The organism is Actinomadura craniellae, assembly GCF_003289645.1.
GTDB classification, from domain to species: domain Bacteria; phylum Actinomycetota; class Actinomycetes; order Streptosporangiales; family Streptosporangiaceae; genus Actinomadura_D; species Actinomadura_D craniellae.
Genome location: NZ_QLYX01000014.1, coordinates 110,360 through 122,986, shown reverse-complemented (window position 1 = coordinate 122,986; position 12,627 = coordinate 110,360). Strand labels below are relative to the sequence as shown.

General features: G+C 73.3%; 10 protein-coding genes. 6 read left to right on the top strand and 4 right to left on the bottom strand.

The features are described 5' to 3' along the window. Positions 1-89 precede the first annotated feature (89 nt). A complete protein-coding gene (locus DPM19_RS26260; protein ID WP_199485290.1) occupies positions 90-1,634 on the top strand; it encodes a hypothetical protein in 1,545 nt (514 codons plus the stop codon). Positions 1,635-1,780: 146 nt separating this feature from the next. Here DPM19_RS26260 and DPM19_RS26255 read toward each other — a convergent pair whose 3' ends face one another. Next, positions 1,781-3,379 (bottom strand): serine/threonine-protein kinase, encoded by a 1,599-nt coding sequence (locus tag DPM19_RS26255; protein WP_111870715.1) that lies wholly within the window; start codon positions 3,377-3,379, stop codon positions 1,781-1,783. Positions 3,380-3,533: 154 nt separating this feature from the next. On the opposite strand from DPM19_RS26255, the gene DPM19_RS26250 reads away from it, so the two are divergent. From DPM19_RS26250 to DPM19_RS26240, 3 genes are all read left to right on the top strand, one after another. Next, the gene (locus DPM19_RS26250) at positions 3,534-4,427 is read left to right on the top strand and encodes a 4-(cytidine 5'-diphospho)-2-C-methyl-D-erythritol kinase (RefSeq protein WP_199485298.1); all 894 of its coding nucleotides are present in this window, start codon (positions 3,534-3,536) and stop codon (positions 4,425-4,427) included. Between the two features lie 82 nt (positions 4,428-4,509). Further along, the gene (locus tag DPM19_RS26245) at positions 4,510-4,917 is read left to right on the top strand and encodes a hypothetical protein (RefSeq protein ID WP_111870713.1); all 408 of its coding nucleotides are present in this window, start codon (positions 4,510-4,512) and stop codon (positions 4,915-4,917) included. A 39-nt stretch (positions 4,918-4,956) separates the two neighbouring features. Continuing rightward, complete coding sequence (locus DPM19_RS26240; RefSeq protein ID WP_111870712.1) at positions 4,957-6,714, top strand: ABC-F family ATP-binding cassette domain-containing protein; 1,758 nt, start codon at positions 4,957-4,959, stop codon at positions 6,712-6,714. 3 nt (positions 6,715-6,717) lie between these two features. On the opposite strand, the gene DPM19_RS26235 is transcribed toward DPM19_RS26240, so the two are convergent. The 3 genes from DPM19_RS26235 to DPM19_RS26225 form a co-directional block, all read right to left on the bottom strand. After that, a complete protein-coding gene (locus DPM19_RS26235; RefSeq protein ID WP_111870711.1) occupies positions 6,718-7,221 on the bottom strand; it encodes a MarR family winged helix-turn-helix transcriptional regulator in 504 nt (167 codons plus the stop codon). Between the two features lie 61 nt (positions 7,222-7,282). Then, positions 7,283-7,681, bottom strand: a complete 399-nt coding sequence (locus DPM19_RS26230; protein ID WP_111870710.1) for a toll/interleukin-1 receptor domain-containing protein — start codon at positions 7,679-7,681, stop codon at positions 7,283-7,285. 335 nt (positions 7,682-8,016) lie between these two features. After that, the gene (locus tag DPM19_RS26225; protein WP_111870709.1) at positions 8,017-8,547 is read right to left on the bottom strand and encodes a C40 family peptidase; all 531 of its coding nucleotides are present in this window, start codon (positions 8,545-8,547) and stop codon (positions 8,017-8,019) included. A gap of 1,092 nt (positions 8,548-9,639) precedes the next feature. On the opposite strand from DPM19_RS26225, the gene DPM19_RS35865 reads away from it, so the two are divergent. Together DPM19_RS35865 and DPM19_RS26210 are read left to right on the top strand one after the other, a co-directional pair. Next, entirely contained in the window at positions 9,640-11,175 is a 1,536-nt protein-coding gene (locus DPM19_RS35865; protein WP_199485289.1) for a serine/threonine-protein kinase, read from the top strand. Positions 11,176-11,301: 126 nt separating this feature from the next. Beyond that, entirely contained in the window at positions 11,302-12,627 is a 1,326-nt protein-coding gene (locus DPM19_RS26210) for a serine/threonine-protein kinase (RefSeq protein WP_111870707.1), read from the top strand.

Below are 12,627 nucleotides of genomic sequence, written 5' to 3'. Positions count from 1 at the left end.
CCTACGGACGGCAGGCTAGGGGATCAGCATACGGGCAACGCGGCCCAGGAAGGGCGGGCCGGGTTGTGAGCGATGTCGGAGGATCAGTGGTGGCGGGGGCGACACAGGTCGAAGACCGGATCACGAAGGCGCCGGCGGGGCCTCCCGAGGCGCCCGCCGAGGCCCCGGAGCGCGTCCGTGGCCTGGGGCTGCTCGCCCTGGTGGGGCGGCACCCGGCCTTCGCCGTGGTCCTCGCCCTCGGTGCGCTGCTGCGCGGCGTCACCATGCTGGGCTACCGGCCGGCGATGTTCTTCAACGACTCGTTCGACTACCTGCACGCGGCGATGGACGTCTACCCGCACCCGCTGCGTCCCAACGGGTACTCCTTCCTGCTGCTGATCTTCAAGCCCTTCCACAGCTTCGCGCTGGTGGTCGCCGTCCAGCACCTGATGGGGCTGGCGATGGGGCTGATGATCTACGCGCTGCTGCGCCGGCGGTTCGGGCTGCCGGGCTGGGGCGCCGCGCTGGCCACCGTGCCGGTGCTGCTGGACGCCTACCAGATCCAGCTCGAACACCTGATCCTCTCGGACGCCCCGTTCACCTTCCTGATCGTCTCCGCGATCACGCTGGTGCTCTGGCACGCCCGCCCGTCCTGGCAGGTCGCCGCCGGGATCGGCCTGCTGCTGGGGGCGGCCTCGCTGACCCGCACGCTCGGCCTGCCGGTGCTGCTGGTGGTGGTGGGCTACATGGTGCTGCGGCGGGTGCGCTGGCGGATCGTCGCACTGACCCTGGTGTCCGGGGTGCTGCCGCTGATCGCCTACTCGGGCTGGTTCTACAGCGAGCACCAGGTGTTCAACACCACCGAGAGCAACGGGATCTTCCTGTACGCCCGGGTCTACAAGTTCGCCGACTGCGACAAGATCAAACCGCCGGTCGACGAGATCCCGTTCTGCGTCCAGGCCGAGAACCGGCTGCCCAACTCGCAGGACGGCATCTGGAACCGCCGGTCACCGCTGCGCCGCTTCCCCGAGGCCCGGTTCAGCAGCGACCAGAACGCCCGGGCCAGCAGCTTCTCCAAGCGCGCGATCACGGCGCAGCCCGGTGACTACCTGCAGGTGGTGGCGCACGACTTCTTCCGGGTGTTCCGCTGGGAGCGCACGGTCTTCCCCGACAAGGACACCTACCGGCAGTACGAGTTCGAGAAGGAAGCGACCCCGCTGCCCGACTGGCGGATGAGCAACGACGCGACGGCCGCCCAGGAGGCCATGGCCTACGAGCAGGGCAACGCCCGCACCCGGGTGGTCGAGCCGTTCGCCGGCGTCATGCGCACCTACCAGGACCACGTCTACCTGCGCGGCACCCTGCTCGGCTTCATCCTGCTGATCGCCCTGGCGGGCATGCTGCCGCTGTGGCGCCGGTTCGGCGGGGCGGCCCTGGTCCCCGTGCTCACCGCGGTGGGCCTGCTGCTCGCCCCCGCGGCCACCGCCGAGTTCGACTACCGCTACATCCTGCCGACCGTCCCGCTGGCCTGCCTGGCCGCCGCGATGGCGTTCAGCCCCGAGATCCGCGGCCGGGTCCGCGGTGCCCGGCGCCGCCGCGCCACCGACACCGAGGACACCCCGGCCGAACCGGACCCCGAACCCGCCCTCCGCTGACGCGCTCCCGGCCCCGGACACCGACAACGCTCCCCACACTCACACCCTCCAACGTGATCGTTGAGGATTCGAGGTGCCATGGCACCTCGAATCCTCAACGATCACGCCTGAGCCGGAGGGCGGCTTTCGGGGCTGACGCGGGCTCGTCAGCGTTCGATGGGGAGTTTGACGCCGTTGCTGGTGTCGGCGTCGTGCAGGAGGAGGAAGGCGGGCTCGAAGCTGAGCGGTACGTCGAACACCAGGGTGGCGGCGTAGCGCTCGCCGGGGACGAGTACCTTCTGCTGCACCTGGGTGCGGCCCTGGACGATCCGTCGGCCGTCGTATTCGGTGCCGGCGCCGTCGCTCAGCTGCTGGTAGCCGGGGGTCAGCCGGCGGGTCTTGGTGCCGATGTTGCGCACGGTGAAGCTGACCTGGCAGTACCGGCCGTAGGTGGCCCGGACCCGGTTGATGGTGGTGGCGCCGCACCGGATCGGCTGGGCGACGAACTCGAACTGGCCGTCCCGGGCGGGCTCGCCGAAGGTGCCCTCGCCCGGCCGGGTCGCCTGGTAGACGCCGGCGCCGCCGCCGACGGCGACCCCGAGCACGATCAGGAAGGTGATCAGGCAGCCCAGGCCGCCGCGGCGCTGCCGGCCCCGGTACGCGGGGGGCATCACTGCCGGTGGCGGCAGCGGCCGGGGCGGCGGGGGCGGGGTGTGCTGCCGGACGGGCGGCGGGGTGTAGAGGGGCGCGGGCGGCGGGGTGTGGGCGCGCATCGGGACGCCGTGCGGCGGCGACGGCGGCACCCACGGCGGCGGGACCGGTAGCTCGTCGGCCCGCCAGGTGCGGTTCAGGTCCTCCTCGGCGGCGGCCGTGGCCTCCAGCACCGAGGTGGCCTCCAGCGGGGCGGCCCCCGCGGCGGGGGCGGCGCCGCCGACCAGGGCCAGCAGCAGTTCCTGGGCCGAGGGGCGGCGGCGCGGGTCGGGGTTGAGCGCCCGGGCCGCCAGCGAGCGCAGCGGGTCGTCCAGGTCGCCGAGGTCCGGGTTGTTCTGCGAGGCGCGGGCGAGCATCGTCATGGCGGTGCCGGTGCCGTGCGGGTGGCGGCCGGTTCCGGCCAGCGCGACCAGGCAGCCCCAGGCGAAGATGTCGACCGCGGTGGTCACCTCGCCCCGCTCGACCTGCTCGGGTGCCATCCAGCCGGGCGTGCCGATCACGAAACCGGCCTGGGTGTGCTGGGACGGCGCGTCGGTGGCCCGGGCGATGCCGAAGTCGATCACACGCGGCCCGGAGACCGACAGCAGCACGTTGGACGGCTTGAGGTCGCGGTGCACCAGCCCCGCGGTGTGGATGGCGGCCAGCGCCGCCGCCACTCCCACGGCGACGCCGTGCACGGTGCCGGGGGGCAGTGCGCCCTCGGCGTCGATGTAGTCCTCCAGCGGGGTGCCGTCGACGTACTCGGTGACCAGGTAGGGGCTGCCGTCCTCCTCACCGTGGTCGAGTACCGCCGCGGTGCAGAACGAGGCGACCTTCCGGGCGTTGCCGACCTCGTCCCGGAACCGGGCCCGGAACGCGGGATCGGCGGCCAACTCGGCCCGGATTACCTTGATCGCGACATACCGGCGGCCCTGGCCGTGGCCGAGGTAGACCGCGCCCATGCCGCCCTCGCCGAGCTTCCCGACCAGGTCGTAGCCGCCGATCCGGGTCGGGTCGGCGGAACTCAGCCGCTCGGCCCCTCGGGGCAGCGATGTACGCCTCGTCTGCTCGTCCACTGGATTCGGCCCTTCCCACGATCGCTGCGGCGCGCCGTGCCGCGCGGCCACGGGTAAACGCTATCCAAAGAAAAGACGCGCGGTTCGCGGCTTTCGTTCGGGGCGGCGTCCGGCCGTGCCGTGACGTCCCCTACGATTCCGGACCGTGACCGATGTGACCGTGCGCGTGCCTGCGAAGGTCAACCTCCAACTCGGCGTGGGGCCGCTGCGCGCCGACGGCTATCACGATCTCGTCACCGTCTTCCACGCCGTCTCGCTGTTCGACGAGGTGACCGCGGAGCCGTCCGACCGCCTCGCGGTGAGCGTGCGCGGCGACTCGGTCGACGTGCGCGGGGTGCCGCTGGACGGCGGGAACCTGGCAGCTCGGGCCGCGGTGCTGCTCGCCGGGCGGCTCGGTGTGGAGCCCGCGGTCTCGCTGCACATCCGCAAGGCCATCCCGGTGGCGGGCGGGATGGCGGGCGGTAGCGCGGACGCCGCCGCCGCGCTGGTGGCCTGCGCGCGGCTGTGGGGCGCCGACCACGAGGACCTGCCGAAACTGGCCGCCGAACTGGGCAGCGACGTGCCGTTCTCGCTGCTCGGCGGTACCGCGATCGGGCTCGGCCGGGGTGAGGTGCTGACGCCGGTGCCGGTCCGGGGCCCGTTCCACTGGGTGTTCGCCTGCGCCGACGGCGGGCTGTCCACCCCGGCGGTGTACGCCGAGTGCGACCGGCTGCGCGAGGTGGCGGGCCGGCCGGTCGGGCGGCCCGAGGCCGCCCGGGAACTGCTGGCGGCCCTGGAGTCGGGGGACGCCCGGGCGCTCGGCGGGGCGCTGGACAACGACCTCCAGCCGGCGGCGGTGGAACTGCGCCCCGCGCTGCGCGACACGCTGGCGGCCGGGCGGGCGGCCGGGGCGCTCGGCGCGCTGGTCTCCGGTTCCGGGCCGACCTGCGCGTTCCTGGCCGAGTCGGCGGAGCACGCGGCGGACCTGGCGGCGGCGGTGCGCGCGGCGGGGGTCGCCGAGACGGTGGTACGGGCCCACGGCCCGGTCCCCGGGGCCACGGTCATCTGACGATTTTCGCCAGAATGTGAACCCTGTACCCTTTCTCGTCGTCCAAGCCAGGAGGCCGGAACGGCGAGGGGACGGTAGGAGCATGAGCGTCTTGGGGCTCATCATCGGGCTGATGATCGTGATACTGCCGCTCGTGGCGATCGTGGTCGTCGTGATCCTCGTCGTCCGCTCCTCCCAGCAGCGGTCCCAGCAGCCCTACGGGCCCGGCTCGTACCAGCCCGGCCTGCCGTACCCCGGCCAGCCGCCGTACCCCGGGCAACCTCCGCACCACTCGCCCGGCCACGGCCCGGCCGAGTGGGGTCAGCAGCCGTACGCCGGCGGCTACGCGCCCGGCCAGCCGGGCGGCCAGTGGGGCGGTCACCCGGGCGGGTACGACTCCGGTTCGTCCTGGTCCTCCGACTCGGGGTCGTCCGGGTCGTCGTCCTCTTCCTCCTCCGACAGCGGGTCCTCCAGTTCCGGTGACTCCGGCTCGTCGAGCTCCAGCGGCTGACCGGCCGAGTCCGGAAGGCGTTGTAGCCTGGTCGGCGTCGTGAATCTGATCAATCTGGAGAACGTCGGCAAGGCGTACGGCCCGGCCCCGCTGCTGGACGCCGTCTCACTCGGCGTCGGCGAGGACGACCGGATCGGCGTCGTCGGCCGCAACGGCGGCGGCAAGAGCACCCTGGTGTCGGTGCTCGCCCGCCGCGTCGAACCCGACGCGGGCCGCGTCACGCACACCCGCGGGCTGCGGCTGGGCCACCTGACCCAGCGGGACGAGTTCGCGCCCGGCGCGACCGTGCGGTCCGTGGTGCTGGGCGACCGGGCCGAACACGAATGGGCCGGGGACGCCCGGGTCCGGGACGTCCTGGCCGGGTTGCTGGCCGGACTCGACCTGGACGCGCCGCTCGCCGGGACGTCCGGCGGCGAGCGCCGCCGGGTGGCGCTGGCCCGGCTGCTGGTGGCCGACTCGAACCTGCTGATCCTGGACGAGCCCACCAACCACCTCGACATCGAGGCCATCGCCTGGCTGGCCGCGCACCTGAAGGCCCGCCGCACCGCGCTGGTCGTCGTCACCCACGACCGGTGGTTCCTGGACGAGGTGACCGACCGCACCTGGGAGGTCGTCGACGGCCGGGTGGAGCGGTACGACGGCGGCTACTCCGCGTACGTGCTGGCCAAGGCCGAGCGCGCCCGGATCGCCGCGGCGACCGAGGAGAAGCGGCAGAACCTGCTCCGCAAGGAACTGGCCTGGCTGCGCCGCGGCCCGCAGGCCAGGTCGTCCAAGCCCCGGTTCCGGGTGGAGGCGGCGCACGCCCTGATCGCCGACGTGCCCCCGCTGCGCGACTCGGTGGAGCTGACGAAGTTCGCCACCGCGCGGCTCGGCAAGACCGTCTACGACATCGAGGACGTCACCGTCCGGGTAGGGTCCCGCACCCTGTTCGAGCACCTGACCTGGCGGCTCGGGCCGGGCGACCGGATCGGGCTGGTCGGGGTGAACGGCAGCGGCAAGAGCACCCTGCTGCGGCTGCTCGACGGTGCGGTCCAGCCCGCCGGCGGGCGGATGGTGCGCGGCAAGACCGTCCAGCTCGCCCACCTGTCCCAGGACCTGGAGGACCTCGATCCGGCCCGCCGGGTGCTGGAGTCGGTGGAGGAGATCCGCCGCCGGATCACCGTCGGGAAGCGGGAGTGGACCGCCAGCCAGTTGCTGGAGCGGCTGGGTTTCCGCAAGGAGGCGCAGTGGACCCCCGTGGGCGACCTGTCCGGCGGGGAGCGGCGCCGCCTGCAGGTGCTGCGCCTGCTGATGGGCGAGCCGAACGTGCTGCTGCTGGACGAGCCCACCAACGACCTCGACATCGAGACCCTGACCGAGCTGGAGGACCTGCTCGACGGCTGGCCCGGCACGCTGGTGGTGGTCAGCCACGACCGCTACTTCCTGGAGCGCGTCACCGACCACGTGGTGGCGCTGCTGGGCGACGGCCGGGTGCGGATGCTCCCGGGCGGGGTGGACGAGTACCTGTCCCGCCGGGCCGCCGCCGTTGCCGTGCCCGCCCCGGCCCGGGCCCCGGCCCCCGCGCCGGCGCAGCCCAGGCGCTCCTCGGGTCAGGACTGGAAGGCGCGCAAGGAACTCGACCGGCTGGAGCGCCGCCTCGACAAGCTCACCGCCCGCGAGGCCGAACTCCATGCGGCCCTCGCCGAGGCCGCCGCCGACTACGAGCGCCTGCTCGCCCTGGGCGACGACCTCAAGGCCGTCCAGGCCGAGCGCGAGCAGGTCGAGGAGGAATGGCTGCTCCTCGCCGAGGACCTCTGATCGTCAGGGCAGCGGGTCGTCGCTGTCGAAGGGGATGAGCAGGGTACGCAGCAGGCCGGAGAGGGTGGCGCGGTCGGCGGGGGAGAGACCGGCCAGCAGGGCGTGCTCGCGGGCGAGGAGGTCGGCGAAGGCGCCGTCGACCTTGCCCCGCCCGGCGTTGGTGAGCCGGACCTGGACGCCCCGCTTGTCGTTGGGGTCGGGCAGCCGGTCGACCAGCCCGGCCTTCTGCAGGCGGTCGATGCGGTTGGTCATGGTGCCCGAGGTGACCAGGGTGGCGCGCAGCAGGCGGCCCGGGCTGAGCTGGTAGGGGGCGCCCGCCCGGCGCAGCGCGGTCAGCACGTCGAACTCCCAGGGTTCGAGGTCGTGCGCCACGAACACCGCGCGCCGGGTGCGGTCCAGGTGCCTGGCCAGCCGGGAGATTCGGCTGAGGACCTGGAGCGGTTCGACGTCGAGATCGGGGCGCTCGGCGCCCCACGCCGCGACCAGCCGGTCGACCTCGTCCTCCACAACCGTTCACCATACCTTTCTTGACATCGAGACAAGGGTCGGTACGGCTCGAAGGCGAGGATCAGCGGCGCAGGGCGCTCACCAGCAGGTTGATCAGGGCATCGTAGTCGTCGATGCCGAAGTCGAGGAGGGGTGTTCCGGTGAGGAAGCCCGGCGGCGCGATGTCCTCGATCCCCACCGGGACGAAGGCCCGGCCGTCCTCGGCCGCCCGGCGCATCAGGACGCCGTACTCCTCGTGCACCCACGGGCTGGCCGCGGAGGCCCGGCTGCACACCACGATGCTGGCGGCGGTCGCCAGGATCGTCTGCTCCAGCGAGTGCCGCACCGGATCGTCGGGTCCCCCGACCAGCCGGTCGTAGGCCACCCGCAGCCCTTCGTCGCGCAACCGCCGGACGAACGTCTGGACCCAGCAGTCGTCCTCGGGTGCGTACGAGACGAATACCTCATAGCCGGAACTCACCGGGTCGTCAGCCTCCGGTCTCCGGTCCGAACGGGGCCGTTCTCCCTGACCGGTTCACGGGCAGGGGACGGCAAGAACCGGGCGGCCCGCCGGAATGGCCGGCGGCCGTTATGGTCGGACCCGCGATTTCCATGCCGAACAGGCTAGAACCGGGCCGGCCACGATCGCCGGGAGTCGCCGCATTCGGTCAATTTCTGCGCATCGCGACCTTCTCCCCGCCCGGATCATCTAGCCTGAGACCGCAGGATCGCGGGCGGGGGCCGGCGATCCTCCGAACGTCCGGGCAGGGGTCACCGCCAGAAGCGTTCGAAGGATCACCTGGGCCGGTCGCGAACTCAGAGTTCGGCCGGCCAGCCGGGGCGGACGGCCCCGACGAAGTTGCTCCGGTCGTCGAGCTTCTCGACCGAGACCGTGCGCCCCGAGTGCGGCGCGTGCACGTACTTGCCATCGCCGACGTACATGCCGACGTGGCCGCCGCCCCTGAAGAAGACCAGGTCACCCGGGCGCAGCTCGTCCTTGTCGACGTGCTTGCGGATGCCCCGGAGCTGGGAGTGGGACACGCGAGGAATGCTCACCCCGGCTTTTCGCCAGGCCGTGTGGACCAAGCCCGAGCAGTCGAAGCCGGGCTGCCCGGTGCCGCCCCACACATAGGGCTTACCGCGCTGGGCCAGGGCGAACGACACCGCCTGGTCGGCCCTGCGTTCCCACTCGGAGAAGAGTTCGGCCCTGCGGCTCGCCCGCCTTGCCCTGATCGCCTGGGCCTGGGCGGCGAGCATCTCGACCGCCTGTGCCCTGGCCGGTTGTGCGCCGACCCCGTGCTCGTGCGCGACCTGCTTCCCCGCAGTCGCGGCCGGGCGGGCCCTCATGGGGCCGTGGTGGCCGTGGCGGTCCCGGTGTGGACCTTCGTGCCCGTCCGCATGTGGTGCCGGTGGCCGCTGCGGTGCGGATTCGCCCAGGAACAGCGGCTGGAACGGCGGGCGGAACGGGTACGGGACGAGCATCGGATGCCAGTGGTCGTGCGCACCCGTCAGATTGGGCCGTCCTTCGGGCCGGCCGGAACGGTCCGGGCCTGCCGTGGACGGGTGCCCCGCCGGGAGATCTTTCCCGGGCTGCGGGCCTTCGGGCCGCCCTGTGTGTGGCGGCGGGCCCTGTTCGGGGCCGTGCCGGGCCGGTGCGTGCGGCCCGTGATCCGGAGTTCCGGCCCGGTCCGGATGGTCGTCCGGGGTGGCATGCGGCCGGCGGTGTCGTTTTTCCGGATTCTCGAAGAATTTCGCTAGAAGCGGGAGTCCGCCCCTGATGTTCAGTTGATGCGGTGGAATTCGGGTGAATTCCGGATGCTTCTCCCGGGGTTCCGCCCCGGGTCTCTGTTTGTTCGGTTCGCCCGACGGTCGGTCCTGGCGGTCCGCCGGATGATGGTCCGGCGGGCTCGAATACCGGCCTCGGGTCGGTGCGTGCAGCAGCCTTTCGTTGCGTGATTGCCGGGTCGACGGCCCTAGTGGTTCGGTATCGGGCCGGTTCTCTTGGGTCGTGCCGTGCGGGCCGGCCACGACGGGCTCCTGGGGCTGCCGAGAACGCTCGCCCGGCTGGGCGGCGTGCACCTCGGCGGACGCCAGTGCCATTGTCATGGTGGCCGCACAACAAGCGACCTTTAAGGGTACAGACACCTGTCCGTTCCTCCTAGTAATGATCACTAGGCGTGTCACTACCCGTGCTCGTATGATTACACGCTTCGTATCGGGCAATGGCGTGGTCGGGTGGCAGGATCTCCCGGGAATAATGGTCAATTCGGCGGTCCGGATAGGTGTTTTCGGGAAATCCGCCGAGAGGTACGGCGGCGTTCCGTCCCGAAATTCTCCGATGCGGCCCCGAACCCGGGCGGCTCCGGCCGCATCTGAGCACTGTGTGGCCGGCAGGGAAACTCCCCCCGCGGCCCGTACGACTTGAAGGGACCAACGGTCATGGCGGCGACCGGCGACAGCACGGCGGACCGACTCCAGCCCGGCGACCCCCGCCGGCTGGGCGCATACGAACTGATCGGACGGCTCGGCACCGGCGGCCAGGGCTCCGTCTACCTGGGCCGCGCCGCGGACGGGCGGCAGGTGGCGGTCAAGCTCCTGCACGGCGACCTGGCCGACGACACGCTGGCCCGCGAGCGGTTCGTGCGCGAGGCGAGCGCGGCCATGCGGGTGGCCCGGTTCTGCGCCGCCCAGGTGCTCGACGCCGACGTCGAGGGCGCCCGCCCGTACATCGTCAGCGAGTACGTGCCCGGCCCGTCCCTGCAGAAGTTCGTCCGGGAGAACGGCCCGGTGTCCGGCGCGGCGCTGGAGCGGCTGGCCATCGGTACCGCCACCGCGCTGGTCGCCATCCACCAGGCCGGCATCGTCCACCGCGACCTCAAGCCGGCCAACGTGCTGCTCGCCCCGGACGGCCCCCGAGTGATCGACTTCGGCATCGCCAAGGCCCTCGACAGCGCCGCGACGCTGTCCAGCCGGGTGGTCGGCACCCCCGCCTACATGGCGCCGGAACAGCTGAGCGGCGCCCGCGTCACGCCTGCCGTGGACGTGTTCGCCTGGGGCGTCACCCTCGCCTACGTGGCCAGCGGCCGCCCGCCGTTCGGTCAGGACTCCATCCCGCTGGTGGCCAACCGCATCATGAACATGGAGCCCGACCTGGGCGACCTCGAAGGCCCGCTGCGCACCCTGGTCGCCGACTGCCTGGCCAAGGACCCCGCCCGCCGGCCCACCGCCCGCGACATCCTGTTCCGGCTCATCAGCCAGCAGGGAGCGGTGCCGGCGGCGGCCCCGGCCGAGGTCGGCACCGAGATCCTCGCCCAGGGTGCCACCCTGGCGGCCCCCCTGCCCTCCCCGGCCGGCCTCGGGCTGCTCGGCGCCGCGGTCGCCGGGGAGACCGGCCCGCAGCCGGCCGGGCAGACCGAGCGGATCGAGCAGGTCGCGGCGCACCACCAGGCCGGGATGACCGCGCCGGGCGCGGCCGACCTGACGGCGCCGGCGCCCGGCGGGAACGGCGGCGGGCCGAAGGACGCGCTGCGCCGCGCGGTGCTGGCCGGCGCGGGCGGGCTGGCCGCCGCCGCCGCGATCGTCGCGCTGGTGCTGCTGCTGCCGGACCCCGACTCGAAGACCGTGCAGCCGAGCCGCAACGGGAGCTCCGCCGGGGTGCGGTCGGACGCCCCGGTGACCGGCGGCCCGGCGTATTCGAACGCGAGCCCGGCCGACGGCGTGTCCTCCCGGCCCCTCACCACCTCCGGCAGCCCCTCCACCGCTCCGTCCGGCGGGACGGGCGGGGTGTCCCCCGGCACCGGCGGCTGGAACCCGGGCGGTCACCAGCCGTCGAAGCCCCCCACCCACCAGCCGAGCGGCACCACCAGCCATCACCCGACCCCGCCGCCCACCACCCACGCCCCGAACCCGCACGGCGGCGACCCCGACCCGGTGCAGCCCCCGGAGTGCGGTTTCACGGGGTGCGACGACGACTGATCGGCAGGTGGAGCGCGGGCTGACACGCCGAACCGGTTCCCGCGACTGTCGGGTGACGGACGGTGAAGCACCGTACGATCTCAACCTCGGAACGTCGGGACGAGGGAGAGAAAGGACGGTCGGTGCATGGAGGCGGGGGCTCTGCGGTCCGGTGACCCGGAGCGCCTTGGTCCGTATGAACTGGTCGGCAGGCTCGGCTCGGGCGGGCAGGGCACGGTCTTCCTGGCCCGGAACGGTGATCGGCAGGCGGCGGTCAAGCTCCTGCACGCGGAACTGACCGCGGACGAGAGCGCCCGGGCGAGGTTCATCCGCGAGATCGAGGTGGCGAAGCGGGTCGCCCCGTTCTGCACCGCCGCGATCATCGACGCCGACGCGACCGGAGACCGGCCCTACATCGCGAGCGAGTACGTCCCGGGCCCGTCGCTCAACAAACTCGTCCAGGACCAGGGCCCGCTGACCGCCGCCGCGCTCGACCGGCTGGCCGTGGGCACGGCGACCGCGCTGGTCTCGATCCACCAGGCCGATGTCATGCACCGCGACTTCAAGCCGCACAACGTGCTGATCGGCCCGGACGGCCCCCGGGTGATCGACTTCGGGGTGGCGCGGGCGGTCAGCGGGACGGCCACGGTGACGAGCCGGGTGATCGGCACCCCGGCCTACATGGCGCCGGAACAGTTGCAGGGGCACGAGGTCGGCACGGCCGCGGACGTGTTCTGCTGGGCCGCCACCATGGTCTTCGCGTCCTGCGGCCGCCCCCCGTTCGGCCAGGACACCATCCCCGCGGTGATCAACCGCGTGCTGCACGAGAAACCGGACCTCGGCGACCTCCAGGGGCCGCTGCGCACCCTGGTCACCGACTGCCTGGCCAAGGACCCCGCCCTGCGGCCCGACGCCCGCCGGGTGCTGATGCGCCTGCTGGGCCACGACGAGGAGCCCCGGGACCGGCCGGCCGCCGAGATCCTCACCGCCGGCAGCGAGGTGGCCGCCGAACTCACCGGCGACGCGACGCTCACCCGGGGCCTGTCCACGGTCACCGCACCGGAGGGCCGGCCCGAGCCGCGGCCCGGCGGGCGGCGGAGCGCCGTGCTGGCCGGCATCGCGGTCCTGGTGGCGGCGCTCGGCCTGGCCGGCGGGCTGTACGCGCTGAGCGGCGGCGGGCAGCCCCTGCCGGGCGGCCGGCTCGGCGAGATCGCCGACCCGCCGGCCGAGAGCACCGGCCCCACACCCGCCCACCGCATCTCGGCGCCCCCGCGGGCCCGCCGCTGGCCCAGCACCTCTCCGACGCCCAGCCCGGGCGCGGTGCGCACCCCCATGACGCCCTGGCCTTCGGCCCAGCCGTCCGGCAGCGCGCCGCCCGTTCCCAGCGACCCGCCGTCCGAGCATCCCTCCGACCCCCCGACGGGGCCGGCCACCGGCGAGCCGAGCGAGCCCGCGGCCAGCGGATCCGGCTGA